Origin of the sequence: Klebsiella oxytoca NBRC 105695 (assembly GCF_001598695.1) — a bacterium.
GTDB lineage: Bacteria > Pseudomonadota > Gammaproteobacteria > Enterobacterales > Enterobacteriaceae > Klebsiella > Klebsiella oxytoca.
The window spans coordinates 300,188-325,905 of record NZ_BCZK01000001.1 but is presented as its reverse complement, the minus strand read 5'-3'; the positions used below and the strand labels follow the sequence as shown (position 1 = coordinate 325,905).

Genomic DNA, 25,718 nt, shown 5'->3' with positions numbered 1-25,718 from the left:
GCAGGAGTCGGGATGAAACTTGCTAATGCAAGAAGCACTTGAAAATTCGTTACACCAGGATATCCGATGCGCTACAAACATTACCCTCAATTATTTTGCATGACAACAAACATTCATGGAGTAAATTATTGAAAAATGGGGTCAAGAAAGCCGCCTGCGCTGGCAACGCTCGCCAGGCAAGGACTCTCGCTATTTATTCTTCCACGAACGTTTGCGCATCGCTCAATGTTTTTAAGAATAATCTCACTAAAATAGCCAAAACGGATGATTTAAATTCATTTTATTCACACGATAAATGATACATCACCCGTCCGCACATACCTGATTGCGCCCGTTTTGCTTGGCAAGATACAAACGATGATCGGCAACCGACTGCAGGTTCTCAAAGCTGTAGTCGCTGGAATCCTCACTGCAGCTCACTCCAAACGACGCGGTGATACGTAAAGAGGCGCTGTTGCCGAGTAAAATTTCACGACTATTGACCCGTATACGGATCCGTTCTGCAATGGCCGTCGCCTCTTTTAGTCTGGTATCAGGCAGGACGATGCAGAATTCTTCTCCACCAACCCTCCCTGCAAAATCGCCTTCGCGAATATGGCTGGCGATAGTACTGGCCACCAGCGTCAGCACGCGATCCCCCGCATGATGCCCGTACCGATCGTTAACGCTTTTAAAGTAATCAAGATCGAGTTGAATCACCGCCACTGGACGCTTCAGGCGTTCGCTCTGGCGAGCAGCTGCCGTGGCGCGTTCAAATAACGCCCCCCGATTTAACAGGCGGGTCAACGCATCATGCCATGCCTGCCATTCGAGGGAGGTCTGCAGCATACTCATATTGCGCACCATTCGCCGAATTACGAACCACGAGATCATCAACATCAGGGTGAACATTAACCACATCAGCATCAGGGCAATAGTGATGCTGCCAAAGTCGCCGCGTACCCCCTCCTGAATAGTGTGAATACGGATTAGCACCCCATCAAAATTGCGGATCTTCTCCCAGCTGATATAACGGGTAACCAGGCGAATCCCCCCCTGATTCTCACCAGCAAAAGCGCGCTTCAGCATCTCCTGTTCATGCGTAGACAGCAGCGTCAGCACGTTGCCCGGCGCAGAAGAAGCTATCAAATTAAGTTGATTATCATAAAGCTGATACTCGCCTTCCTCACCCGTCTTTATCGCATTGACCAGAAACGCCTTCATCTCCTGTACCGAGAAGTCCATCGCCAGGACACCGAGCCAGAAACGCTGGAAATCAAGCGGAATAGACGCCGTTATCACCGGTATTTCACGCGGCGATTCATCGCCGGAAAATGTTTGCCATACGATACCGCGAGCAGGGTTATTACGCTGCGTTTGGCGGGTAAACCAGGCATCGCTCGTAGCCTGGGAATAGAGCGCCAGCGCCTGCGTCGAATTTTTCAGCGGCTCAGTGGTGATAAAAAAGCCGCTGCGCGACACGTACAGCATACGCTTAGCGAAACCCCGGTTGTTATTGGCCAGGCGCAGCATATAACCGAGTTCAAGGGTAGCCATCAGCTCGTTCCCGGAAAAGGGAGTGTCGCGGGAAAGAAGTTCGTCGCCGTCGATAAAGGCATCGGCAACACCGTAGACCGGCAGCGTTCGTCGATTGTGAATCTCAACTGACCAGATCGGATCGTGTCGCTTCGCTAAATAACTCTCTTCGGCCTTGCGCAGCACGGCAAAATCTAACGGCGTCTCCAGCGCGGAATGCATGCCGTTACGAAAAAAAATCATTCTGTCGATATTAAATTGCAGCAGGCTGTCAAATTCATGTGCCACGTTTTCAAGGTTGTTGCGCTGGTTAGCGACGTAGGCTTCTTCCAGAACCTTGATCTCACGCCATATCAACAGCGTAGAGAAGCAGAAGACGATAAAAAAACAGAGGTTAACCACATATCCGGGGCTTAAAATCTGGCGCAGCTTTTTCACCCACATCAGCTTATCCATCGTTTTCTCGCAGCACGGTTAAAGAAGCAAACTTCATCCACGCTCCCTGTTGGTAAAATAATTCACAATATGAAAACGCCCGACGGATGCCGGGCGCTGATGGAGGGTCAGGTGCGGTTCAGCTTCCCTCCTCCTCCACGGATAAGTTCATCCTCACGAAATGCCTCGCGCTTTACGCCGTAACCGTCATACCAACGACATTCCACCATGCCGCTGGCGAATCCGGTAACGACCATGCGGGGGCCGCCGTTTTTGCGTCTCACTTCATCACTGACCAACAAGACCATTTTTGCCTCCGGTATCAGGAAGAAACAGATTTACCTTAGACGAAGGTGAACCACTTTGCATGATAGATAGCACATTTACTCCGTAGAACCGCGAAGAGCGGCTATCGCTTTCACCACGGCCAGCACGATGGCGCCAATAATGAATCCCAGCACCAGATTTGCAGCCGTTGGCAGCAGCGAGGCAATGACGCCATTCTGCCCCTGAGCCAGATTTTCAATGGCATGGTGCAGCGGCGTGATACCGTGGACCACAATGCCGCCGCCGACCAGGAACATCGCCAGGGTGCCGACGATGGACAGCACCTTCATCAGACGAGGCGCAATCGCCAGTAAAGCTTTCCCTGTCCACTGCGCCAGCGCACTGCTTTTCTCCACCAGCCAGTAGCCCATATCATCAAGCTTGACGATAACCCCCACCAGACCGTACACCCCCACCGTCACCAGCAGCGCAATGCCGGACAAAATCAGAATCTGATTTAATAACGGCGCTTCAGCTACAATCCCGAGGGTAATCGCGACAATTTCCGCAGACAGAATAAAATCTGTGCGCACCGCGCCTTTTACCTTATCTCGTTCAAACGCCATCGGGTCCTGATTGGCCAGGGCTTCAAGCCGCTGCTGGCGAACCTGCGGATCCTCTTTATGTTTACGCGCCTGCAGAGTGTGCACCACCTTCTCGACGCCTTCAAAGCACAAGAAGGCGCCACCCAGCATCAGCAGTGGCGTAATCGCCCACGGGATAAAAGCGCTAATCAACAGCGCCAGCGGCACCAGAATCACTTTATTGATCAATGAGCCTTTAGCTACGCCCCATACCACCGGCAATTCACGGTTGGCCCGCACGCCGGTTACCTGCTGAGCATTAAGCGATAAATCATCACCCAATACGCCTGCCGTTTTTTTTGCCGCCAGTTTCCCCATGACCGAAATATCATCGAGTAAAGTGGCAATATCATCCAATAAGGTTAATAGACTACTTCCCGCCAAAATTGCATTCCTTCATTTATGATTGTTCCTCATGAAGTATGAAGCAAAAGCGCTTTTTCGCCCACTGGCGTTCTTAGTCAACATAAATTTAACCGCGGCAGGCTAACTAAAGCGCTCGCCAGCACGATAGTTTTCACGTTTACTATACGTCTCCTTTCTATCTCTGCACCGTCGTGAGGAAGTATGTCTACCCGTCAGCTGTTGCCGCTCATCGGGGCGTTGTTTGCGCTGTATATCATCTGGGGTTCCACCTATTTCGCTATCGCCGTTGGCGTCGCCAGTTGGCCTCCGCTGATGATGGCTGGCGTGCGCTTTCTTTCCGCTGGCGCGGTGCTGCTCGCCTGGTTGCTGGCCACGGGCCATAAGCTACCGTCGCGCAAACCGCTGCTCAACGCGGCGCTGATCGGAGTTTTGCTGCTGGCCGTAGGCAATGGTTTTGTGACGCTTGCCGAACACCAGCACGTCCCCTCAGGTATTGCGGCAGTCATGGTCGCGACGGTACCGTTGTTTACCCTATGTTTTAGCCGTTTTTTTGGTATAGCGACCCGCAAGCTTGAGTGGTTAGGGATCGCGATAGGTCTGGCAGGTATTGTTCTGCTTAACAGCGGCGGCAACCTGAATGGTAACCCCTGGGGAGCGCTGCTGATTCTGATCGGCTCGATGAGCTGGGCCTTTGGCTCCGTCTACGGTTCGCGAATCGAGCTACCGACCGGAATGATGGCGGGCGCCATTGAGATGCTGGCGGCAGGGATCGTGCTAATGATAGCGTCCTCACTGACTGGGGAAAAGTTAACCCAGATGCCATCATGGTCCGGCATTTTTGCCGTCGCCTATCTGGCTATCTTCGGATCGCTTATCGCCATCAACGCCTATATGTATTTAATTCGTAACGTGACGCCAGCCGTGGCGACCAGCTATGCCTACGTCAACCCGGTAGTCGCCGTCCTGCTGGGCACCGGTTTTGCCGGGGAAAGCTTATCTCCCGTAGAGTGGCTGGCGCTCGGCATCATAATTTTTGCGGTCATTCTGGTGACGCTCGGCAAATACCTGTTCCCGGTTCGTCGCGAGATTACGTCCTGTAAGGCGCAGAAGTAACGTCTAACAGACCTATGCCTTGAGTATCGATCTGCGCGCACCGATCGCCGCCGCAGATCCACTCTTCCAGTCGTTCGCCCAGCGCTTCGTCGTTAAGCTTCTTTCGCCCGCGCAGCGCGCATTCCCAGACCACCAGCACCCGCCATCCCTGCTCCACCAGTCGCCCGATATCCCGGCGATCGCGCGCCACGTTTTTGGCTATCTTGTCGAGCCAGAATTCGGTTCTCGTCGCGGGCACCTTAAACAGATAACAGTCGTGATGGTGCCAGAAGCAGCCGTGAGTAAAGATTACGCACTGATAGTCTGATACCACAAAATCCGGGCGGCCGGGGAGCGCGGCGTCCTGTACGGTAAAGGAAAAACCGGCACGCGCCAGCAGCCCCGCCAGCCGTTTCTCAATTGCCGTATCGCGGGTGCCGATCGCGCGCATGTTTTTACTACGGGTGGCTTTATCGTGAACGTCGGCCATGGTTAATCTCATATTTTAATCAGCGAGTTAGAGACTTATAGGTAAACTCGGTGAAGTAATCGTTGACGTTTTTCGACGCGCTGGCAGCCAGTTCTTCGTCACCATGACAGATATTACGCAGCATGGTGGCATTCAGCTGCGATGCTTTTACCAGCTCTTGCTGGTTGCTGGCGCTAAGCTGCGCAAACCAGAAACGACTAGAAAGCCCCTGTAGCGGAGAAAGGCACGGCTGGAGATATTCGTTCTCGGCGGCCAGGCCAATCAAGGCATAGGTTTGTTTCAACAGCGCGCCGAACTGCCGCATATGCGAAATATCGCTAATCGCCTCAAAAGATTCCGCCAGCAGCAGCATCTCTTTCTTCTGCTGGTGCGTGCCACGCCGGGTCGCAAGACGCACAGCGAACTCGCCTACACAGCGGCGTAGCTCCAGAACCTTGAGCTGTACTTCAACGGAAATCGCCGGAATAAATACGCCCTTATAGGGATAGATTTCCACCAGTCGGTCATTGGCCAGACGCTGTAACGCTTCCCTTACCGGGCTACGACCAAAGCCGGTCAGCTCCATGAGCTGCGCTTCAGACACCATCGAGCCTGGCGCAAGATCCTGAAAAATAATCATGCTTTCAATGGCTTCATAGGCCTGATTCATTTTATTGACGGGTGGATTCATTAGCGTTCTCCCTGCTGAATTGCAGCATTATCCGCGCAATACAGCAAAAATGAAAATCGAAAATTCTCAGTTAATTAAACAGTTACGACAAAACTTGTGATCGACATCGTATTTAGCCCAACAGATGATGGATGTTTTTTTCACGAAGTGCAAATCTAATAACCAACTAATATATCAGTTGTTGATTAAGTGACTAAGATATCGTCAACGCAGGATGCGTTCATCATGTGTTGCACACTAAAAGGAGAAAGTCGTGAATCTACATAACCAGGTCGCACTGGTGACGGGTGCGGGAAATATGAAAGGGATCGGCAAAGGTATTGCCTGCGCCCTTGCCGAAGCTGGCGCTGATATCGTCATCAACTACGTTGTGAATCCAGAAGAAGCAGAACAAGTTGCCGGCATTATCCGCGGACTCGGAAGGCGCGCCCTGCTTGTCCAGGCCGATATATCCAATCCTGAACAAGTACGCCAAATGTTTAATGATATCGATACTCACTTTGGACGCCTCGATATTCTGGTTAACAACGCCGGCGTATGCGTCTGGGAACCGTTCCTCGAAATCAGTAAACCGGCTTTTGACCATGCGGTGAATATCAATATTAAAGGAACCTATGACTGCGCCCGCCACGCAGCCCGCATGATGGTAAAAAAAAGGATCCGCGGGCGCATCATCAACGTTGCCTCAGGCCACGCGCGCCGTCCAATGGCGCTGATGGGAGTCTACGCTGCCACCAAAGCTGCTATCGATCAGATGAGTCAGTCGATGGCCTTCGAGCTGGCACGCTACGGCATCACGGTGAACCAGCTCTGGCCGGGGTTTGTCGATACTAATATCAACGATCCTAAACCTGAACTGGCCACGCGCGAGGGACGCAAGAAACTGCTGGCGACAATTCCTGTTGGTCAACCAGCAACCATCGAAGAGCTTGGCGCGGCTGCAGTGTATTTAGCCGGGGACAAAGGCGCGGTAGTTACCGGTGATTTTATTAAAATTGATGGCGGCCAGCATATCCGCTGTATTTAATCAGGAGAATGACGATGGAACACAAAAATACGATTCTGATTGCTGGCGGCAAGGCCGAACCCGAACTGCTATCCACCCTGGAAAATCTGTATTTACAGCAGGGTTGGGAGGTTTATTTTAGCCAGCAAACCGAATATGAAAAAATAAATCAGGCTATCAATACCATTATTATTGACGGGCGAAAGCTAAACGCTTTCATTTATATTTCTCCGCCGCCGCTTCGTGGCTCAATGCTGGACGACGATGATAATATTATTGCGAACACCATGAACGACGACCTGGAACGCGGACTATGGTGGGTACAAAGCGCCTGTAAAAAGATGGTGCAACAGGGGGTTGAGGGGCGCGTCGTCACGCTGGCGCACATCGCCGCGCTGGTGCCGACGGAGTATTATTCTTACGGTGCCGCCAGCCAGCTAGCGCTGATGAATACCTGCCGCTCCGGCATTCAGGAACTGGTATCCTATGGCATAAAAATCAACACCCTGTTTCGCGGTTTCACCAGAGAGGATCCGCAGCAAAAAACGTTCGTCGAGCAGCTCAGAGAGTTACATAAAGATGATGGTATTCCGCTGCTGGAATATACTGGCGCAATGGAGATAGCCAAAACCTGCGCGCTGTTAACCGATCCGCAAATTCACAGTTTTAATGGCGCGATGTTAACGCTTGACGGTGGTTTTTATGTCACCCGGAAAATACGTTACCTGGATCCCATCAGGGAGTGATAAACCTCAAATAATAATAAAAAATAATTATTACGAAAATTGTGCATTGTTTTTACCGCTAACCCTATATTAGTGAAAGGTATCTCTATGAATACGCAATTCCGTCGTGTCATTTTAGTTATGCTGACGCTGGCGATGGTTATTAACTACCTCGACCGTTCCGCGCTGGCTTACGCAATGCCCTTTATTACCAAAGACTTTCATCTAACGCCTGAGGAAAAAGGGATTATTTTTGGCAGTTTCTCTATTGGCTATGCGTTATTTAATTTTATCGGCGGAGTACTGGCCGATAAATTCGGCCCCAAGCGGGTATTTTGCTGGTCGATGTCCGTCTGGTCAATTATCTGCGGCCTGACAGCGGGCTGCTTTAACTTCTGGACCATGTTTATTGCCCGCGCCTTTTTCGGCGCCGGAGAAGGCCCCATCTCCACAACGGCCAATAAAGTGGTCAACAACTGGTTTCCGCTCAATGAGCGCGCACGCGCGGTCGGCATTAACCAGGCCGGCGGCCCGCTGGGCGGTGCCATTTCCGGCCCCGTAGTGGGCTTTCTGTGCCTGACGTTTAACTGGCGGATCTCATTTATCATTATTGCGTTTATCGGTATTACCTGGGCCATCATCTGGGCGCTGATCGCGACCGATAAGCCGCGTGATAACAAACGCGTTTCTGCGGCAGAAGCGCAGCTTATTGAAGGCGAAGAAGAAGACGTGGCTCCGCAGACCGCACCGGGAACGCCTGCCCCCTCCATGTGGAGCGCAATCCTCCAGCCCTCAATTCTGGCTACCGCCCTGTCGCTATTTTGCTTTAACTATGTCCTGTTTTTCTTTATGAACTGGTTCCCGACGTTTCTTGTTGATACTACCGGGATCAGCCTGAAAGACATGAGTCTGGTCGGCGTATTGCCCTGGGTTGCCGGAACGCTCGGCTACGTATCCGGCGGGTTCATTATCGACTTTATCTACCGTAAAACCGGCAAGCAGCTTTTCTCCCGTAAAGTAGTGCTAGTGACCTGCTTCGGCATCTGTTCTATCTGCGTAGGGCTAATCAGCCAGACGCAGACCGCCATGGGTGCTGTCACATTAATGACTATCGCCTTCGGCTTTATGCAAATCGCCGCCCCGGCCTACTGGACACTCATTCAGGACGCTGCGCCGAAAGAGTACGTTGGCAGCGCTGGCGGTCTGATGCATGGACTGGCCAATATCTCCGGCATCGTCGCGCCAACCGTCACCGGCTTTATTGTTGGCTCCGGCTCCTATTCTGCCGCCTTTATTCTTGCGGGCTGCCTCGGCGTACTGGGTGCAACCGTAGTGGCTTTGTTCGTCAAAAAAGCCGCCCAGCGCGATGAGCATAAAGCCCTGGCCTGATCCCGGAGGAGAAGAGCGTGAAAATTATTGATTTTAAATCCGGGCTGTACCGCGTGCCGCTTACCGAAAACTGGGGGTCGTCGAACTACGCGTTCTCCAGTCTGGAATTTGTCGTGCTGTGGTTAAAAAGCGATACCGGGCATACGGGTACCGGCTGGACATTCAGCACGGGCATCGGCGGCAGTGCGTTTAAGAACCTGATTGACCATTATCTTGTCGCCAAAGTGATTGGCGAAGATCCGCTTAACGTCGAGCGACTGTGGAGCCGCATGTGGCTGGAGAGCCACGATATTGGCTCAGAGGGCATCACAACGCACGCTATCGCCGCAGTGGATATCGCGCTGTGGGATCTGATTGGCCAGCAGCTAAATCAGCCGCTCTACCGCCTGCTCGGCGGCTACCGGGAGTCGCTTCCCGGTTACGGCAGCGGTGTCAACCTGCATCTCTCGATTGATGCCCTGCTCGCACAGATGGAAGGGTTTCTGGCCGCGGGCTACCGTACGGTCAAAATGAAAATCGGTAGTGAGAACGTCGAAGACGATCTGGCGCGTCTGCTGGCGGTACGCAAATTTGTGGGACCCGCGATCAACATCGCCGTGGATGCCAACAAGAAGTGGTCTTCCGCCGATGCCGTGCGCCGAATGGCGGTACTCAAAAATGCCGGTGTGTACTGGCTGGAAGAGCCGCTACTCAGCGACGATATCAACGGCCACCGTTTGCTACGCCAGAAATGTCCGGTCCCCATAGCCGTGGGAGAAAGCCTGTACACCAAATACCAGTTCGCCCACTGGATTGGACAAGAAGCTTGCGACTACATCCAACCAGATGTTTATCGCGTGGGCGGGATTACTGAATTCGTGAAGATCGCAAAATTAGCCGAAAGCCACAACGTTCCCGTGATCCCGCATTTTGGTATGGAGCTTATCGCGCATCTGGGCTGCGGCTTGCCCAATATCCAGCTATTTGAGGGGCTAAAAGGCGCGAGCCTGAGCGAAATGGGCATTATCACGACGCCTTGCCCGGTAATGAACGGCACAATTCGCCCTGGTGAAAAGCCAGGACACGGCATTGAGTTCGACAGCCGGACGCTGGCGCGCTATGCCGTAAACGATACGCAGCTTCGGCAGCAAAATATTACTACCCGCACGGATGTCTGAACCAATGAGCCTGATTAAACAGCTGTTTACCCTGCCGGTACTGGAGACGTTAAGTCCCGGTATTACCCGGCGAAAAATGGATGAACTGGAGGTTGTGGTCATTCAGACGCCCTTCTGCAAGGCCGCAATTGCGCTTCAGGGCGCGCATTTATTGACCTGGAAACCATCCCGACAGGCATACCCCGTACTGTGGTTGAGTGACTGCACACCGTTTAAAATCGGCGTGCCCATTCGCGGCGGCGTGCCGGTATGCTGGCCGTGGTTTACCGATCTCGGCGGCGAACCGTTTCACGGCTTTGCCCGCATTTTACCGTGGCGACTGACGGCGCTTGATAACAACAAAACGTCGTTCGCGCTGACGTTGACGCTCAATGACACTCCACAAACACGACAGCTCTGGGATCACGCTTTTCAACTGGAGATGACGCTGACCTTCACCGCAGAGGTTTGCGAATTGCTGCTCACTGCCCACGGGAGTTTCAGCGCCACCGCAGCCCTACATAGCTACCTCTCAACGCCGGATATACGAGCGACGCAGATTTATGGCGTGGGCATGCAAGGCTACGACACGGTCGCCGGGGAACCCGTGCAGAATCTGCCGTCCCCCCTGTCGCTCAGCGGGGAATTTGGCACGATCTTCCCTCAGGCAAAAAAACAAACTGCACTTGTCACGCCCGCCAGAACCTTGACGCTTACCCATGTTAATAACAGCAACGTAGTGGTATGGAATCCCTGGCAGCAGCGGGCAGAACAGATAAGCGACATGTCGGACGATGGCTGGCAGAACTTTGTTTGTCTTGAAACGGCGGCTATCGACAGCCCCCTTGTCAGCACGCCTCAACATCCGGCGTCAATAGGCGTGCAGTTCGCGCTATCACATCATTAAGGACACTTTATGCGTATTACGAACATAGAAAGCTTTCTGGTCCGTTTGCCTTATACGCCAGCACTGACGCGCACTACCAACAAAGAGGGGCGCTTTAACGCCGCGCGGGCGCTGCATCCTACGCTGGATTCGCTGTTAGTGAAAGTCGAAACCGATACGGGCCTGACGGGCTGGGGAGAGGCGTTTGGCCACGCCTGTAACCCGGCCAGCATGGCATTGCTCAGCGGTCTCCTCGCCCCCTTCTTTACGGGGGAGGAATGCGCTGACCCGGCGGCGTTAATGCAGAGAGCGCATTACGCTTTTCACAGCTACGGTCGCGGCGGGGTGATGATGTATGCGCTTTCCGCGCTGGATATCGCCTTGTGGGATCTGCGCGCTAAAGCAGAGAACCTGCCGCTGTGGCAATTGCTCGGCGGTACCCGTGCGCAGGTGGAACTCTATCCCAGCCTGACCAGCTTCGATGGTGATGTCGCTAAATTAATGGATTGTATTAACCCTTTAATTCATAAGGGATACAGACATATAAAACTGCACGAACGAGATCCCCTGGCAATTGCTGAAGTCGCCAGGGCGCTGCCGGATAATATCACCCTGATGGTTGATACCAACTGCGCGTGGGATGTCCCGCAGGCGGAGCACATCCTGCCGCAGCTGCAGGCGGCTGGCGTCGCGTTTGTGGAAGAGCCCACCTTTCCGCCGGAAAATTTAAGCCAGCTCCGCTATCTGCGCCAGACAACGGGTGCGCACATTGCTGCGGGCGAAAATTTCAATAACAGTGAGGAGTTCGCGCTCAGTATGGCCTTAGACGCGGTTGATGTATTGCAACCGAGCGTAGCCAAAATTGGCGGTATTTCCGCCGTACTGGAGATTATCAAACGCGCGCGCGAGCATGAAAACGTCAGCCTGCTGCCGCACTGTTTTTACTACGGCCCTGGCCTGCTCGCCAGCGCTCACCTGCTCAGCGTGATGCCAGAGCCCGTTCCGCTGGAAGTGCCGTGGCTGATGTTCGAACAAACGCTGCATCCGTTTATGCGCTTCCAGCCGGTGATGAATCTGCCGAACGCGCCGGGTCTCGGTTTTAATCCGGATTTCGATGTGCTGGAACGGCATCTGGTTGCACAGGGATAATCAATGGATATCGTTATTTCAGACCGCCTGCTGGTAAAAACACCTGTACTTTGGTTCCGGGCAGATGATGACGCAGCCAGTGACAGGCCGCTTATCATTCTGTTTCATCGCTTCATGGCATCCAGAGAACTGGATGCCAATCTGGGATATATGCTGGCGCAGGCGGGCTACAGCGTGGTGTGTCCGCAGGCGATGATGCATAGCGCCAGGGATGATACTACGCTTCGCGACGCCTCTTTCTGGTCAATTTTACAGCACTCGTTAGAGACATTTCCCGCGCTGCTGGCCGCTTGCCAGCAGGAAAAGCTCGGTGATGTTTCACGACTGGGCGTAATGGGCACTTCGATGGGCGGTTTCGCTGTACTGGGGACGATGGCGCAGTATCCGGAAATTCAGGCCGGAGCAGCCTATATGGCAAGTGGTTATTTTACCGAGGCAATAAGCGAGATCCATCCCCCAACGGCCAGCGCGCTGGCAGCCTGCCTGCATGGGATTGCGCCTTATGACATTGCCGGGAAAGAAGAACGCCTGGCGCAGCGTCCGCTGTTTGTCTGGCACGGTCAGCAGGACACCGTTGTTGATGTTAAATATGCTGAACACCTCAGAGAGGCCATCGGCAGTGGCGACCTCACCTGTCTTATCGATCCGCTGTCGGGGCATAAAATCAACCAGCAATCGGTTGAGGCGGGCATCGATTTTTTCCACCGGGTTCTGCCGGTTTAGCAACATTAGCTCAGTACAGTCATGCCTGGAATCCCCGGGTCGCGGCGTAAAAGCCTTACCCGGGCTCCCCATCTACAGATAGCTGTGGCCCTGTTAAACGCAGCGCGAGCCAGGGAAAAAACCACGCCCGCAGACGAGTGGGAACCTGTAGCCCGGCTAAGCGCAGCGCGAGCCGGGAAAAATCACATATGACGGCCAGCTCAGTCAATCTCTTTATCTACATGCTGCACAATCAGATCCGCCACCCGCTGCGAGTTTTTCGCCGCCAGCGCATCCAGAATGCCTAAGTGTTCTTCATGCAGCACCTGAGTCTGCTCTGGAGTAAAACCATACTGTTTCCACGCCAGTACCCAAAGATGATGGATCTGTTCCTGCATGTTGATCAAAATAGGGTTACCGCCGAGCTGCGCCACTTTTTTCTCGAAGCTCAGATCCAGCGCGCTATCATCGTCATCACAATCCTGACGCGAAAACTTTTCCCGGTTAAACTCGATAAGCTCCCGCAGTTGATTAATCCCCGTTTTATTAGCGCGCCAGGCGTAGTCTTCAAAGATGGCTCGTTCAATAGAGGTCCGCGCCACGATAAGATTGCGCAGAAACTCTTTCGTTACCCCGCCTTCAATCAGCTTCGACAGGCTATGAGTATCGCTAAGCGACACCGCCGGTGGCTCGGTTAAGAAGGTTCCGCTCCCCACACGAGTCTCAATACGCCCGGAGGATTCAAGCACCTTCAGCGCCTGGCGCACCGACGTGCGACTGACGTTGAGCATCTCGGCAAGCTCGCGCTCCGAGGGCAGCCGCTCGCCGGGTTTGATCTGCTTACTGTCGAGCAGATTTGTAATGTGTTGAATGATCGTCTGAAAAACATCCGTGCGCTTAATAGGGATCATCGTAAATTTATTCTTGTCCGGCATACCGTTACCTCTTCCCAACGACGTTTCGCGCTTACAAGCGGTTATTTTCCCTGCGCGGCGTCGCCATCAATCACTGCAATCATAAATTGGATGGACCACTGTACCACTATTGACTGCCAGGTGCGCTATTTTTCCATCTTCATGGGCAAAAACGTCTAAAAATCCTCCGTTATGTGATCTTAATTACATTTCCCTTAAAAATTGGTTGGACAACCAACCCAAACAGAGGATATTTCGGATCGTAAAACCACAACCCGATAAAGGAATTCAAGATGTACAGAAGCAATTTCAAGCCGGGATCCACCCGCTGGGCAGTACGTCGTGCGCAATGGCGCAGCATGGGGATCCGCGAAGAAGACATGTATAAACCGAAGATCGCGATCATTAATACCTCTAACAAACTCTCCTGCTGCTATGTCCATCTGGATGAACTGTGCCGGATCGTCGAGCAGGCAATCCGCGATGCGGGCGGACTACCGTTTGAAGTGCGCACCGTCGCCCCCAGCGACTTCGTCACCAGCGCCGGGAAAAAAGCGCGTTATCTGATGCCGACCCGCGACCTGATGGTCAATGAAGTGGAATGCATGATGGAAGGCGCGGTGCTGGACGGGATGATCTGCCTCTCCTCCTGCGATAAAACCACGCCAGCGCATCTGATGTCGGCGGCGCGGCTGAATGTCCCTTCCCTGCTGCTGACCTGCGGTTATCAGGTGGGCGGCAAGTGTTCAAATGAAAAATTCGACGATCAGTTCTTCGATATTGATGACGTTTACGAGCAGGTTGGCGCGCTGGCAACAGGTGCCATCAGCGAAAAAGAACTGACCGACATGACCGATGTCGCAATCCAGTCGCCGGGCGTCTGCGCCGGTTTGGGTACCGCTAACTCCATGCATATCGTCGCCGAAGCATTAGGCATGACGCTGCCGGGCAACTCACCGATCTGGGCCAACGGTCGTAAGGTAAAAGAGTACGCCCAGGCCGCCGGGAAGCGGATCGTCGAACTCACTCAGCAACAGGTTTTGCCGCGCGACATCCTTACCGAAAAAGCGATTCAGAACGCAGTGATGACCGTGCTGGCGGTCGGCGGTTCAGTCAATACTGTTCGCCACCTTTCTGCGGTTGCCACCGAGGCGGAACTCCCCATCGATGTGGTCAGCCTGTATGAAAAATACGGAAAAGACATCAAGTTGCTGACCTCTGTTCGCCCTAACGGTCCCTTCCGCACTGAAGATCTGGAAGCGGCGGGCGGCACTACGGCGGTGATGAATCAGCTGCGCGACTTCCTCAATCTGGATGCACTAACGGTCACGCAAAAAACCGTCGGTGAAAACATTAAAGACGCGGTAGTAAAAAATCACGAGGTGATCCGCACGCTGGATAACCCGGTCAGCCAGCGCCCTGGCGTCGCCATCCTGCGCGGCAACCTCGCTCCGGACGGCGCGATTGTTAAGCTCTCCGCCGTACCGGGAGAGCTGGAACAATTTACCGGTCCAGCCAATATCTACGAAGGTGAAGACGAAGCCATTGAAGCGTTGAGCGAAGGGAAAATACAGAAAGGCGACGTGATTGTTCTGCGCAATATGGGTCCAGCTGGCGGCCCCGGTACGGTGTTTGCCTGTAGCTTTGTAGCAGCCCTCAACGGCGCGGGAATCGCGGCGCACGTAGCGGTGATCACCGATGGTGAACTCTCGGGCCTGAATCGCGGAATTATCGTTGGCCAACTAATGCCTGAAGCCGCCGCAGGCGGGCCCCTGGCGGTGATAGAACAAGGCGAAACCGTACATATCAACTTCACCGACCTCAGCATCAATATGGATGTTCCGCAGGAAGTGATTGATGCCCGTCTGGCGCAACGGCAGCCCAAACCTCTGCCGCTGGGCGGCGGAAGCGGCACCTATCTGTCGCAATATGCCCAACTGGTCCAGCCGATTGCGCAGGGCGCAGTGCTGGGGAAACGACGCATCCACGCGAAAAATATCGACTAATCATTAAATTATGAGGGTGACTGTCTCACCCTCATGACAGAGGAGGCACGTCATGCAAACCTGGCACGAAGTCGCCAACAAGATCCCCGTCACCTACGACGTTGATGTTCTGGTAGTGGGTGGTGGTCCAACCGGTGTTGCGGCAGCCACCGCCGCTGCGCGAGCTGGGGAAAATACCCTGCTGATTGAACGCTACGGTTTTTGCGGTGGTATGGCGACAGCGGGTATGTCGGGCGCGATTTGCGGCCTGTTTACCTCCGGCAAAGGCCCCCATAAGCAGCTGGTGCACGGTTTTGCCGGTGAATTTTACCAGCATCTGAAACACCGGGGTGCCGTCAGCGAACCGTTCCCGTTTGGCGAAACGCGGCTGGTCGTCCATGAGCCGCACACCTGGAAAGAGGTGGCCGACGATTTACTCTCCGACAGCGGCGCACGGGTGCTGTTCCACACCCTTGCCACTGACGTAGTAATGGATGGCAATCAGCTGCTCGGTGTGATTATTGAGAACAAAAGCGGACGCCAGTTAATAACCGCCCGCCGCTTTATCGATGCCTCCGGCGATGGCGATCTCTGCGTCAAAGCGGGCGTCCCGTACACCTGCGGGCGCAACGGTATGGTCCAGTATCCGACCATGGTGTTTCGTATGAGCAATGTCGATATCGAACGCGGCATTGGCCACCCGGTCGCCCAACTGGAGGCCTGGGTTGAAGCTGCGCAGGCACAGGGATATCACCTGCCGCGCAAGCATATCTATCTGCTGCCCTCACCTCGCCCCGACGAAGTGATGTGCAACGTCACCAGCATTTTGCGCGACGATGGCAGACCGATTGACGCCACCTGCGCAGAGGATCTGACGTTTGCCGAACTGAAGGGACGCAAACAGGTACGCGAATACGAGCGTTTCCTGCGCGCCTGGGTTCCTGGATTCGAGCAGGCGCGCCTGAACGATGTCGCGGCGCAAATTGGCATCCGCCAGAGTCGGACCATTGCAGGTCGCTACCGCCTGACCAACGACGATGTTTTCCAGGCGCGCAAAAGCGAACGCAAAGTTGCCAGCAGCGCCTGGTGCATCGAAGCACACGGCCAGGACGGCATCTTTATGTTCTACCTCGACAATGATTGGTACGACATTCCGTACGACACATTGGTGCCAGAAAACGTTCCCAACCTGATTACAGCAGGCCGTACGCTGAGCGCCGAGCATGAGGCGTTGGCCTCGGCCCGCGTCACCGCGCAATGCTTTTTGACGGGCTTCGCAGCCGGAACGGCCGCCTGGTTAAGCCATCGCGAAGGGTGCGCATTCGCAGATATCGATGTTGCGGAGCTGCGCAGCATTATTGAATACCAAACTTATTAAGGTGATACAGATGAAACCAGTTTTAGGCTTTATTGGTCTGGGCATTATGGGCAAACCGATGGTACGCAATCTGCTGAAAGCAGGTTACAGCGTCCATATTTACAGCATCGTGGCGCAGGATGTGGAAGAGATTGCCCGTGATGGCGCTATCGGTCAGGCATCCGCTCGTGCGGTCGCCGAAGCGGCAGATATCACCATCACCATGGTACCGAATACGCCGCAGGTGGAAGATGTCCTGTTCGGTGAAAATGGCCTGGCACCAGCGCTGCGTGAAGGTAAAGTCGTTATCGATATGAGCACCATCTCTTCGCTGGCGACAAAGCAATTTGCTGACACCATCAAGTCGCTGGGAGCACGAATGCTTGATGCCCCGGTAAGCGGCGGTGATAAAGGCGCGAAAGGCGGTACGCTGTCAATTATGGTGGGCGGCGAAACCGAAGTCTTTGAACGCTGTAAACCGGTACTCGAAGTGCTTGGCTGCCGCGTCACTCATGTCGGCGACAACGGCGCAGGCCAGGTGGTGAAATCCTGTAACCAGGTTCTGGCCGCCGCCACTATGGCTGCGCTGGGGGAATCGCTGGTGATGGGGGCAAAGGCTGGCGTCGATCCGGCCAAAATCGTCGAGGTGCTCTCCGCCGGATACGCCCGCTGTGGCGCGCTGGATATTCGCGGTAGCCTGCTGCTGGAGCGTAACTTCGAGCCCGGATTTATGACTCGTCTGCAGTACAAAGATCTCAATCTGGCAATGGAGCTCAGCCAGGGTATTGACTCCCCCATGCCAATCGCCAGCCTGGTGCGCGAATTATATAAAACCTGCATAGCGCAGGGCGTTGGCAACGAAGATCACTCCAACATCATAAAAGTGTTTGAGCAGCTCTCCGGCATCCAGGTCAAAGCAAGGAGCTAACATGCGTTTTCCCGATTTGAAACAACGGCTCCGCGACGGGCCGTTACACGGCTGCTTTGTTACCTTCCCTTCAGCAGCAATAACTGAATTTACCGCTGCCATCGGATTTGATTTTGTGCTTATCGATAACGAGCACGGCAATATGAACCCGGAAACGGTGGAAGATATGGTGCGCGCCTCTCATTGTCAGCAGGTGCCGTGCCTGGTGCGCGTCCCATACAACCGGGCTGAATATATGCGCAAAGCGCTGGATTTCGGCGCCGATGGCGTACAGGTACCGCTGGTCAATACTGTAGAAGATGCCCGCGCCGCCGCCCTGCCCACGCTGTTTCCCCCGCAGGGCGAACGCGGAGTTGCCTTCCTGCCGCGCGCAGCCAGCTACGGAATGTGCGCTGATAAAGCGCGTTATCTGGCTGAAGCCAACGCCTCGCGGATACTATCGGTACATATTGAAACAATAGAAGCGGTAGAAAACCTGGATGAGATCCTCGCCACCGGGCTGGCCGACGTCTACTTCATCGGGCCGGGGGATTTGGCCGTTTCGATGGGTTATGGACACGATCTCAACCATCCCGATGTGCTGGCAACCATAGAGCGCTGTATTCGCAAAATCGCCGCCAGCGGCAATATTGCCGGAACCTACGTGGGAACTCCGGAGCGCGCGGCTGAGGCGATAAGCTGGGGCGCTCATTATCTGGTGACTGCGCTCACCCCACATCTGGTGAGCGGCGCAAGACACTACTTACAAATAAAAAACCAATAACCACTCTCTACCCTACAAACTTTTCCGGCGTTAGCTGCCGGAACGGGAGAATGCACAATGAGCATTGCAGGCAAGAAAACGCACGCCCGATATTACATCTTATTTATGATAACCCTTGTCTTAACGCTGGCAACCGGGGATCGCGCCACGCTCTCCGTTGCCGGGCCGGAGATGCAAAAAGAGCTCGGTATTACCGCCGTTGAAATTGGTTATCTCTTCTCCGCGTTCAGTTGGGCGTACGTCATCAGTATGACGCCTGCGGGCTGGGTGGCCGATAAAGTTGGCTCCAAACGGGCCATGTTTCTCGGGATCCTGCTGTGGTCAGTGATGACAGTATTTATGGGACTAGTCAGCTACATCACTTTTGTTGTCCCGGCCCTGCTAATCCTGCGCTTCTTGCTCGGCGTATGCGAATCGCCAGTTGGCCCCTCAGCCGGTCGTATCATCGCGGCCTGGTTTCCCTCGCAAGAACGCGGCGTTGCCGGCGCCATCTTTAACAGCGCGCAGTACGCTTCACTGGCGATATTCACTCCGCTGATGGCCTGGCTATGCCACGCCTTCGGCTGGGATCACGTATTTATCGTCATGGGCGTCATCGGCATCATCATCGCTTTCTGCTGGTCTAAATTCTTTTACGTCCCGACCAGGCATCCAGGAATCAATAACGAAGAGATGGAGTACCTGAAGGAAGGCGGCGCACTGGTTGAACTGGACACCGTTGCAAGCGTAAAAGGCGAACGCAAGCGCGCAGGCTGGCAGGAGATCGGCCAGCTGTTCAAAAGCCGGATGCTGATCGGAATTTTCATCGGCCAGTACTGCATCTCCGCGATTACCTGGTTCTTTATGACCTGGTTCCCGATTTATCTGGTGAAAGAGCGCGGGATGTCAATTCTTCAGGCCGGTTTTATGGCCTCTGTCCCGGCAATTTGCGGGCTGGTGGGCGGCATTATGAGCGGTTTTTTCTCCGACTGGCTGCTGCGTAAAACCAACAATCTGAGCCTGGCACGTAAGGTCCCGATCACCATCGGTCTGACCATGAGCGCCAGTATGATCCTTTGCAACTACGTAGGTTCAGAAGCGCTGGTGATGTTCCTGATGAGCGCCGCGTTCTTCGGCAAAGGCTTTGGCTCCCTGGGCTGGGCGGTGGTCGCGGATACCGCGCCGAAAGAGATCATCGGTACCACCGGCGGCCTGTTCAACTCGCTGGGTAACATCGCGGGCATCGTCACGCCGGTGGTGATCGGCTACATCCTGCAAGAAACAGGCTCTTTCGCCAACGCGCTGGTCTTCGTTGGGACCCACGGGATTATCGCCGTCTGCAGCTACTGGTTCATCGTCGGTAAGATTGAGCGCCTGAAAATTGCTCCACGTGATGACGCTGCCTCCATGCAAAAACGTGAAGCCTGAAACCTAAATTCTTTCCGCCGGCAAGCGGGCAGAAACTAAAGAAATAAATAAGGAAGCAATGTTATGACAAAATCTCCGGTTATCCGTCTTGATGAAAAAGACAACGTCGTGGTCGCCCGGGTCGCCATCGCCTCCGGTACCCCGATCGCTGGCGAGAATATAACCACGCTGCAGGATGTTCCGCTGGGGCACAAGGTAGCAACAAGACTTATTAAAAAAGACGAACCGATCCTCAAGTACAACACGGTCATCGGCTTCGCGCCTGAGGACCTCCCGCCAGGCACATGGCTACATAGCCACAACATCGTGTTTGAAGATTTTCAGCGTGACTACGCCTTTAGTCGCGACTATCGCCCGGTACAAACCGTTCCGCCAGATCAGCGACGGACCTTCAACGGCTACGTGCGTGAAGATGGTCGAGTCGGGACGCGTAATATTCTCGGCGTGTTCGTGGTTGGAAACTGCGGCGCGACGGTGGCGCGTAAAATAGCCGCTCACTTTACTGAAGAACGCCTGCAAGCATGGCCAAACGTTGACAACGTCGTGCCCTATGTTCATGAACTGGGCTGCGGCATGGAGATGAGCGGGGAACCCATGGATCTACTGCGCCGCACATTAGCAGGTTATATCAACAACCCTAATACCGCTGGCGCGCTGGTTGTGGCGCTGGGCTGCGAGCGCAACAACATCCACGGTTTCTTTGAACAAATGGGTCTTGAAGAGTCTCCCATGCTGCGCAAACTGGTGATTCAGGATACCGGAGGAACGCGGAAAACCATTGATGAAGGTATCGCTATTATCGAATCCATGCTGCCGCAAGCTAATACAATCAAACGCCAGCCGGTCTCCGTTGAGCATCTGACCATCGGGCTACAGTGCGGTGGCTCCGACGGTTTCTCCGGGCTTTCCGCCAACCCGGCGCTGGGCGTGGCGATGGATCTACTGGTCGAACAAGGCGGAACCGCGATTCTCTCGGAAACCACTGAAATTTTCGGAGTTGAGCACACTCTCACCGCGCGCGCCGTCACCCCCGAAGTGGGACAAAAACTCGTCGACTGCATCAACTGGTGGCTGGAATATAATAAAGGACGCGATTGCCAGATCAACGGCCGGGTTAGCCCTGGCAATAACGCAGGCGGACTGGCAAACGTGCTAGAGAAATCACTGGGCGGGGCTAAAAAAGGCGGTAACTCTCCGCTAATGGAGGTGTACCGCTATGCGTATCCGGTAACGCAAAAAGGATTGGTCTTTATGGACACCCCCGGATATGACCCTGTTTCAGCTACTGGCCAGGTTGCTGGCGGGGCCAACATGATTGCCTTCACCACCGGGCGCGGCTCCTGCTTTGGCTCAATGCCCGCACCGACAGTTAAGCTTGCCAGCAACACTCCGATGTATCAGCGTATGACGGAAGATATGGATCTCAACTGTGGCGCGGTCATCGATGGCGACGCCACGCTGCGTCAGATGGGGGAGACGATCTTCGAAAAAATCATCGCCATTGCCTCCGGTGAGCAAAGTAAGAGTGAAGCGCTGGGATTAGGGGAAAACGAGTTTGTTCCCTGGCCGATTGGGGTACTGGCGTAAGAGTTTAACACTGATATACGGCATGGTTGAACCATGCCGTTCTGCTATCAATGGCTTTCGCTGAACTCAGCCGATTCACGCATGGCTACCGCTTTTTCGATTCGCGGTGCCAGCAGCTTCGCTACCGCAGCAAATACCGGCACCACGACCGAGTTGCCGAACTGGCGATAGGCCTGAGTGTCCGAGACCGGGATACGAAAACGATACCCCTGCGGCGTCTCGAAACCCATCAGACGCGCGCACTCCCGCGGCGTCAGCCTGCGCGGACGACGCAGCTGATTCTCCGGGTCATCAAAATATTTTTCGCCTAATAGCCGATCCCAGCCGCGATCGATGAGGATTTCTGCGCCATCTTTGTAATAGCGGGCAGAGAGCGTACGCGCCACGCTGTGCGGATTCGTTGGATCAACCAGCCCGTAGCCAAAACCGTTCCCTCGCTCCTGATGCTTACGCGCATAGCGATAGAGATACTTCCACAGCACCCTGGTGAGGATAAACTTGTCGTCAACCGTGGGTTCCAGCAGCTCGCCAAAAGTAGGTCTGCTGGCAGGATAGAGGTGGGCAATATCGCGCAGGGTAAACCCCTCATGGAGCTGGAGGTCACGCCGGAAACCCACCAGCACAATCCGTTCCCGATGCTGAGGTAAAAAATGGCGTCCATCAATCACCTTAGGATCGTCCGCTCCGGTATGCGCCGCATCGGCAACCTCGTAACCCAGCTCATCCAGCGTCTGCATAATGATACGAAAGGTCCGCCCCTTGTCGTGGCTCTTCAGGTTTTTGACGTTCTCCAGCACAAAAATTGGCGGCTGGCGGGCGGTGATGATCCTTACCACGTCAAAGAACAGCGTTCCCTGGGTTTCACAGGCAAAACCATGAGCGCGTCCAAGGGCATTTTTCTTTGAGACGCCGGCCAGTGAAAAAGGCTGGCAGGGGAAGCCGGCCAGCAGTACGTCATGCTGCGGGATTGCCTGGCGTATATGCTGCGCGGCTTCTTCATCGCTCACCTCAGGGAGATGGCTCAGCGTGACGTCGCGGATATCTTCATTAAAGCGATGCTGCTCAGGATCGCAGTACCAGTTGGCTTTATAGGTGCGCACCGCATGTTTATTCCATTCGCTGGTAAACACGCATTGCCCGCCAATCGCCTCAAAACCGTGACGAATACCACCGATGCCGGCGAACAGGTCGACGAAGCGGAATCCATAGTGGGGATGATGAGCTGGAGGCTGCGGCAGGAGCGAACGAAGATGTGCCTGCTCCTGCGCGCTTATGCGCCCTGCCGCGCGCGATACCGTCGCAACGCGCTTGAGGATAGCCGGGCTCCAGTGCTGCTCACCGACGGCAACCAGCTGCGCCACCAGCGTTTTAACGTCATAAATTGCCATTAGCTGGCGCAATAACGTCTGCGCGTCTTCTTCGGTATGCTCAACCTTAAAAGACGGGGGATTTTCCTTGGATAAATTTTGCGCCATAACCTCAACCAGCCCGACTATTTTTGCAGAGGTTACCATAAATAGCGCGGGCAGTTTTATGCTAGTGGATCAAAGCGCTGCAAAACCTTGTCATCAAGGGACATCGGGTCTCCGCGAAGTTCGGCGCTGAGCTTAGCCATATACTGAACCAGAAAGCGCGCATTGTGCAGCGCCATCGCCCTACCCTTTTCTGTCTGCATCGTTTCCGGTAAACGCAGCAGCTTGCACTGGAAGTGATCCAGCGCGTATTTTTTATCATCCAGTTCACGCCGATCGGCAAAGGGATCGTCGGCATCAAACAAGATATTGTTCAGCGCACCGGATACCGCGAATACGCGCGCCAGGCCAATCGCCCCCAAAGCCTCCAGCCGATCGGCATCCTGGACAATTTTCGCTTCTTCACTGCGGGGAGCCATCCCCGCGCTAAAACTATGCGCTTCGATGGCGTGCAGAACCGCCGCGTAGCGCTCCGGCGGAAAATCGGGAAAATCTGACTGCAGGATAGTCAGCGTTTGTTCCGCAGCCATCGCCGAAGAGCGGCTACGCTCAGGATGGTTCTTCGCCAGGCTGACAATATCGTGAAAATAGCAGGCGGTGAGGATCACCAGCCGATCAGCATCACTCTCTTCGGCCAGCTGCTGCGCGGTGGCCCATACCCGGCGGAAGTGTGAAATATCGTGAGCGGCATCCCCTTGCGAGTGATGTTCACTTAGCCAGGCTTCAAATCGTTGCTGCCATTGATAAAGATCCATGCGCGCTCCTTTGAGATCAGGTCAGCAACGAGCATAGCAACTTTATTCGTGATGTTCATGCATCTGCGGGTCAGGACGCGTATACCAGGCAATTGCGCCGAGAATAGCGCCGACAATGCCCAATACCAGAAATCCCAGCAGCGCGCCGATCCATTTCCCTGTCGTTGAACCGAGCTCACCGTCAATCGTCGCGCCGGGTACGCTTTGGATCTGCCCGACAACCCACCAGTAACGCGCCATCGCCCACAGGAAATAGCCGCAAAAAGCGTAAAACGCCCATAGTGCCAGCTTCCCGCCAGGGCTTCTTTTCGCTTTCTCTTCCATTAATTTGTTCTCCATATATTCAACAACCAACATCACGGACGCAGTGAAAAATAGTGATACTCATCACATTATATAATGAAAATTCTTGCAAGGTAGCAGATCTTACTGACCGGGACGCCCGAGTGCGCGAGTTTTGTTCAATATCAAGGGGCCGCTATATATACTTAATCAATTTGTTGCCTGTTGAAATAATACAAAATAATGATAAAAAATATATTCTCGCGGTCATTTTTGCCGGCATCAGCATTGCATTTACAATATTTAATTTTATTAAACCGCGTACATGAAAACGCCTTCTCGTTGCACGAAATTGCTCCTTGCGAGTCATTTAAATAATACATTAAATATATAAATACAAAAAAAACAATCATAGCCCTCATGAAACTTATTTGTAACAAGAATAAGCCAGATTAAACACATAACCTCTTGTTATTGGTAAGCATAAAAACAAAATATAAGTCATCACAAAATGATATAATTTAAATATAATGAATATAACAGAAATATTTTGTAATATTAGATATAATTTACTTACATATTTCACTTAAAGAAAAATGAACTTAATCGCTAGTATCAAATAGTCAACCCGGAGGGAGTGACACAATTCATATTAATTATGATTAAAAGGGAATATATAATGAAAAGAAAAGTACTGGCAATTCTGGTTCCAGCTTTATTAGTCGCTGGCGCGGCTAATGCAGCAGAAATCTATAATAAGAACGGCAACAAACTCGATTTCTACGGCAAAATGGTTGGCGAGCACATCATGACCCATAATGGCGACAACAACAACTCCGACGATACCTCCTATGCGCGTTTCGGTATTAAAGGCGAAACCCAGATCAGCAGCGAACTGACCGGTTACGGCCAGTTTGAATACAATATCAAAGCAGACAAACCAGAAGGCCAGCAGGCTGATGATACCCGTCTGGCGTTTGCTGGTCTGAAATTCAGCGACTACGGCTCATTTGACTATGGTCGTAACTATGGCGTGGTTTATGACGCGGCAGGTTACACCGACATGCTGGTTGAATGGGGTGGCGATGGTCTGGTTTATACCGACAACTTTATGACCGGTCGTACCAACGGCGTAGCAACCTACCGCAACACCGATTTCTTCGGCATGGTAGATGGCCTGAACTTTGCTCTGCAGTATCAGGGTAAAAACAACGACACTGACCGCGCTAAAGCCAACGGCGACGGCTTCGGTTTCTCCGTTAACTATAACATCGACGGCTTCGGTTTCGTTGGCGCATACAGCAACTCTGACCGTACTGATGAACAGGCTGCGGACCGCAGAGGCGAAAACGCTGAAGTCTGGAGCCTCGCCACTAAATATGATGCTAATAACGTCTACGCATCTGTCATGTACGGTGAGTCCCATAACATGACTCACATGGAGTATGGTGGCTTTGCTAACAAGACTCAGAATATTGAAGCCGTTGTTCAGTATCAGTTTGACTTCGGCCTGCGTCCGTCCCTGGGCTACGTCTATGCCAAAGGCAAAGACCTGAACGGTAACCGTGATGCCGATATCATGAACTACGTTGAACTGGGTACCTGGTACTACTTCAACAAGAACTTCAACGTTTACACCGCATACAAATTCAACCTGGTGGATGACGAAGATTCTTATATCACTGGCGCATCAACTGACGATCAGTTCGCTGTAGGTATCACCTACCAGTTCTAAGATTGTTTAGTGCATTTATCTCAAGCCCGCCTCGTGCGGGTTTTTTGTTTTTTAACGGCGA

At 53.5% G+C, this 25,718-nt stretch carries 24 protein-coding genes; 15 read left to right on the top strand and 9 right to left on the bottom strand.

Translation table 11 applies throughout. From position 1 onward, the window contains the following. Nucleotides 1–303: 303 nt before the first annotated feature. The 3 genes from dgcQ to KO1_RS01350 all read right to left on the bottom strand — a co-directional run bounded on the left by dgcQ (nucleotide 304) and on the right by KO1_RS01350 (nucleotide 3,245). Nucleotides 304–1,971, bottom strand: a complete 1,668-nt coding sequence (gene dgcQ, locus KO1_RS01360) for a cellulose biosynthesis regulator diguanylate cyclase DgcQ (protein ID WP_024274410.1) — start codon at nucleotides 1,969–1,971, stop codon at nucleotides 304–306. 107 nt (nucleotides 1,972–2,078) lie between these two features. Further along, nucleotides 2,079–2,258 (bottom strand): YodC family protein, encoded by a 180-nt coding sequence (locus KO1_RS01355; RefSeq protein WP_004113841.1) that lies wholly within the window; start codon nucleotides 2,256–2,258, stop codon nucleotides 2,079–2,081. A gap of 75 nt (nucleotides 2,259–2,333) precedes the next feature. After that, nucleotides 2,334–3,245 (bottom strand): DUF808 domain-containing protein, encoded by a 912-nt coding sequence (locus KO1_RS01350; protein ID WP_024274411.1) that lies wholly within the window; start codon nucleotides 3,243–3,245, stop codon nucleotides 2,334–2,336. Nucleotides 3,246–3,428: 183 nt separating this feature from the next. On the opposite strand from KO1_RS01350, the gene yedA reads away from it, so the two are divergent. Next, nucleotides 3,429–4,340, top strand: a complete 912-nt coding sequence (gene yedA / locus KO1_RS01345) for a drug/metabolite exporter YedA (protein ID WP_023321242.1) — start codon at nucleotides 3,429–3,431, stop codon at nucleotides 4,338–4,340. Here yedA and KO1_RS01340 read toward each other — a convergent pair. Continuing rightward, nucleotides 4,315–4,809, bottom strand: coding sequence for a very short patch repair endonuclease (locus tag KO1_RS01340; RefSeq protein WP_004103475.1), 495 nt, complete (start codon nucleotides 4,807–4,809; stop codon nucleotides 4,315–4,317). The two genes, yedA and KO1_RS01340, sit on opposite strands and share 26 nt — an antisense overlap. A 19-nt stretch (nucleotides 4,810–4,828) precedes the next feature. Then, nucleotides 4,829–5,479 carry a GntR family transcriptional regulator gene (locus tag KO1_RS01335; protein WP_004103478.1) on the bottom strand — a complete coding sequence of 217 codons (651 nt, stop codon included), beginning with the start codon at nucleotides 5,477–5,479 and terminating at the stop codon, nucleotides 4,829–4,831. 253 nt (nucleotides 5,480–5,732) lie between these two features. On the opposite strand from KO1_RS01335, the gene KO1_RS01330 reads away from it, so the two are divergent. From KO1_RS01330 to KO1_RS01300, 7 genes are all read left to right on the top strand, one after another. Next, on the top strand, nucleotides 5,733–6,506 hold the full coding sequence (locus KO1_RS01330) for an SDR family NAD(P)-dependent oxidoreductase (protein WP_004103480.1): 774 nt from the start codon (nucleotides 5,733–5,735) through the stop codon (nucleotides 6,504–6,506). 14 nt (nucleotides 6,507–6,520) lie between these two features. Then, nucleotides 6,521–7,231, top strand: coding sequence for an SDR family oxidoreductase (locus KO1_RS01325; protein WP_024274412.1), 711 nt, complete (start codon nucleotides 6,521–6,523; stop codon nucleotides 7,229–7,231). Nucleotides 7,232–7,318: 87 nt separating this feature from the next. Then, nucleotides 7,319–8,599: an MFS transporter gene (locus KO1_RS01320; RefSeq protein ID WP_004103483.1), complete on the top strand. Its 1,281-nt coding sequence runs from the start codon at nucleotides 7,319–7,321 to the stop codon at nucleotides 8,597–8,599. Between the two features lie 17 nt (nucleotides 8,600–8,616). After that, on the top strand, nucleotides 8,617–9,756 hold the full coding sequence (locus KO1_RS01315) for a mandelate racemase/muconate lactonizing enzyme family protein (protein WP_064406818.1): 1,140 nt from the start codon (nucleotides 8,617–8,619) through the stop codon (nucleotides 9,754–9,756). 4 nt (nucleotides 9,757–9,760) lie between these two features. Further along, complete coding sequence (locus tag KO1_RS01310) at nucleotides 9,761–10,642, top strand: D-hexose-6-phosphate mutarotase (RefSeq protein WP_004103486.1); 882 nt, start codon at nucleotides 9,761–9,763, stop codon at nucleotides 10,640–10,642. 9 nt (nucleotides 10,643–10,651) lie between these two features. Then, nucleotides 10,652–11,770 carry a mandelate racemase/muconate lactonizing enzyme family protein gene (locus KO1_RS01305; protein ID WP_029779349.1) on the top strand — a complete coding sequence of 373 codons (1,119 nt, stop codon included), beginning with the start codon at nucleotides 10,652–10,654 and terminating at the stop codon, nucleotides 11,768–11,770. Between the two features lie 3 nt (nucleotides 11,771–11,773). Beyond that, complete coding sequence (locus KO1_RS01300; protein WP_049095666.1) at nucleotides 11,774–12,493, top strand: dienelactone hydrolase family protein; 720 nt, start codon at nucleotides 11,774–11,776, stop codon at nucleotides 12,491–12,493. Nucleotides 12,494–12,693: 200 nt separating this feature from the next. On the opposite strand, the gene KO1_RS01295 is transcribed toward KO1_RS01300, so the two are convergent. Further along, entirely contained in the window at nucleotides 12,694–13,407 is a 714-nt protein-coding gene (locus KO1_RS01295) for a FadR/GntR family transcriptional regulator (protein WP_004103492.1), read from the bottom strand. Between the two features lie 272 nt (nucleotides 13,408–13,679). On the opposite strand from KO1_RS01295, the gene ilvD reads away from it, so the two are divergent. The 6 genes from ilvD (at nucleotide 13,680) to KO1_RS01265 (ending at nucleotide 21,413) form a co-directional block, all read left to right on the top strand. Beyond that, entirely contained in the window at nucleotides 13,680–15,392 is a 1,713-nt protein-coding gene (ilvD, locus tag KO1_RS01290; RefSeq protein WP_024274415.1) for a dihydroxy-acid dehydratase, read from the top strand. A gap of 52 nt (nucleotides 15,393–15,444) precedes the next feature. Next, the gene (locus tag KO1_RS01285) at nucleotides 15,445–16,749 is read left to right on the top strand and encodes an FAD-dependent oxidoreductase (protein ID WP_024274416.1); all 1,305 of its coding nucleotides are present in this window, start codon (nucleotides 15,445–15,447) and stop codon (nucleotides 16,747–16,749) included. A 10-nt stretch (nucleotides 16,750–16,759) separates the two neighbouring features. Beyond that, nucleotides 16,760–17,656 (top strand): NAD(P)-dependent oxidoreductase, encoded by an 897-nt coding sequence (locus KO1_RS01280; RefSeq protein WP_004103498.1) that lies wholly within the window; start codon nucleotides 16,760–16,762, stop codon nucleotides 17,654–17,656. Nucleotide 17,657: 1 nt separating this feature from the next. Beyond that, the gene (locus KO1_RS01275) at nucleotides 17,658–18,419 is read left to right on the top strand and encodes an HpcH/HpaI aldolase family protein (RefSeq protein ID WP_004103500.1); all 762 of its coding nucleotides are present in this window, start codon (nucleotides 17,658–17,660) and stop codon (nucleotides 18,417–18,419) included. 57 nt (nucleotides 18,420–18,476) lie between these two features. Continuing rightward, a complete protein-coding gene (locus KO1_RS01270) occupies nucleotides 18,477–19,826 on the top strand; it encodes an MFS transporter (protein WP_004103504.1) in 1,350 nt (449 codons plus the stop codon). 63 nt (nucleotides 19,827–19,889) lie between these two features. Beyond that, nucleotides 19,890–21,413: a UxaA family hydrolase gene (locus KO1_RS01265; RefSeq protein WP_004103505.1), complete on the top strand. Its 1,524-nt coding sequence runs from the start codon at nucleotides 19,890–19,892 to the stop codon at nucleotides 21,411–21,413. 47 nt (nucleotides 21,414–21,460) lie between these two features. On the opposite strand, the gene KO1_RS01260 is transcribed toward KO1_RS01265, so the two are convergent. From KO1_RS01260 to drpB, 3 genes are read right to left on the bottom strand one after another with little or no spacing between them, the layout of a single operon-like run. After that, nucleotides 21,461–22,888: a DNA cytosine methyltransferase gene (locus KO1_RS01260; protein WP_024274417.1), complete on the bottom strand. Its 1,428-nt coding sequence runs from the start codon at nucleotides 22,886–22,888 to the stop codon at nucleotides 21,461–21,463. 56 nt (nucleotides 22,889–22,944) lie between these two features. After that, nucleotides 22,945–23,640: a phosphohydrolase gene (locus tag KO1_RS01255; RefSeq protein ID WP_004103507.1), complete on the bottom strand. Its 696-nt coding sequence runs from the start codon at nucleotides 23,638–23,640 to the stop codon at nucleotides 22,945–22,947. Between the two features lie 42 nt (nucleotides 23,641–23,682). Continuing rightward, the gene (drpB, locus tag KO1_RS01250) at nucleotides 23,683–23,964 is read right to left on the bottom strand and encodes a cell division protein DrpB (RefSeq protein ID WP_024274418.1); all 282 of its coding nucleotides are present in this window, start codon (nucleotides 23,962–23,964) and stop codon (nucleotides 23,683–23,685) included. A gap of 637 nt (nucleotides 23,965–24,601) precedes the next feature. Between drpB and KO1_RS01240 the strand changes: the two genes are divergently transcribed. Continuing rightward, complete coding sequence (locus KO1_RS01240; protein ID WP_064406816.1) at nucleotides 24,602–25,657, top strand: porin; 1,056 nt, start codon at nucleotides 24,602–24,604, stop codon at nucleotides 25,655–25,657. Nucleotides 25,658–25,718 lie beyond the last annotated feature (61 nt).

Coding starts and splice junctions, on each gene's coding strand:
- dgcQ (WP_024274410.1), bottom strand. CDS start 1,971: ATGGATAAGCTGATGTGGGTGAAAAAGCTGCGCCAGATTTTAAGCCCC.
- KO1_RS01355 (WP_004113841.1), bottom strand. CDS start 2,258: ATGGTCTTGTTGGTCAGTGATGAAGTGAGACGCAAAAACGGCGGCCCC.
- yedA (WP_023321242.1), top strand. CDS start 3,429: ATGTCTACCCGTCAGCTGTTGCCGCTCATCGGGGCGTTGTTTGCGCTG.
- KO1_RS01340 (WP_004103475.1), bottom strand. CDS start 4,809: ATGGCCGACGTTCACGATAAAGCCACCCGTAGTAAAAACATGCGCGCG.
- KO1_RS01335 (WP_004103478.1), bottom strand. CDS start 5,479: ATGAATCCACCCGTCAATAAAATGAATCAGGCCTATGAAGCCATTGAA.
- KO1_RS01325 (WP_024274412.1), top strand. CDS start 6,521: ATGGAACACAAAAATACGATTCTGATTGCTGGCGGCAAGGCCGAACCC.
- KO1_RS01320 (WP_004103483.1), top strand. CDS start 7,319: ATGAATACGCAATTCCGTCGTGTCATTTTAGTTATGCTGACGCTGGCG.
- KO1_RS01310 (WP_004103486.1), top strand. CDS start 9,761: ATGAGCCTGATTAAACAGCTGTTTACCCTGCCGGTACTGGAGACGTTA.
- KO1_RS01305 (WP_029779349.1), top strand. CDS start 10,652: ATGCGTATTACGAACATAGAAAGCTTTCTGGTCCGTTTGCCTTATACG.
- KO1_RS01300 (WP_049095666.1), top strand. CDS start 11,774: ATGGATATCGTTATTTCAGACCGCCTGCTGGTAAAAACACCTGTACTT.
- KO1_RS01295 (WP_004103492.1), bottom strand. CDS start 13,407: ATGCCGGACAAGAATAAATTTACGATGATCCCTATTAAGCGCACGGAT.
- ilvD (WP_024274415.1), top strand. CDS start 13,680: ATGTACAGAAGCAATTTCAAGCCGGGATCCACCCGCTGGGCAGTACGT.
- KO1_RS01285 (WP_024274416.1), top strand. CDS start 15,445: ATGCAAACCTGGCACGAAGTCGCCAACAAGATCCCCGTCACCTACGAC.
- KO1_RS01280 (WP_004103498.1), top strand. CDS start 16,760: ATGAAACCAGTTTTAGGCTTTATTGGTCTGGGCATTATGGGCAAACCG.
- KO1_RS01275 (WP_004103500.1), top strand. CDS start 17,658: ATGCGTTTTCCCGATTTGAAACAACGGCTCCGCGACGGGCCGTTACAC.
- KO1_RS01270 (WP_004103504.1), top strand. CDS start 18,477: ATGAGCATTGCAGGCAAGAAAACGCACGCCCGATATTACATCTTATTT.
- KO1_RS01265 (WP_004103505.1), top strand. CDS start 19,890: ATGACAAAATCTCCGGTTATCCGTCTTGATGAAAAAGACAACGTCGTG.
- KO1_RS01260 (WP_024274417.1), bottom strand. CDS start 22,888: ATGGCGCAAAATTTATCCAAGGAAAATCCCCCGTCTTTTAAGGTTGAG.
- KO1_RS01255 (WP_004103507.1), bottom strand. CDS start 23,640: ATGGATCTTTATCAATGGCAGCAACGATTTGAAGCCTGGCTAAGTGAA.
- drpB (WP_024274418.1), bottom strand. CDS start 23,964: ATGGAAGAGAAAGCGAAAAGAAGCCCTGGCGGGAAGCTGGCACTATGG.
- KO1_RS01240 (WP_064406816.1), top strand. CDS start 24,602: ATGAAAAGAAAAGTACTGGCAATTCTGGTTCCAGCTTTATTAGTCGCT.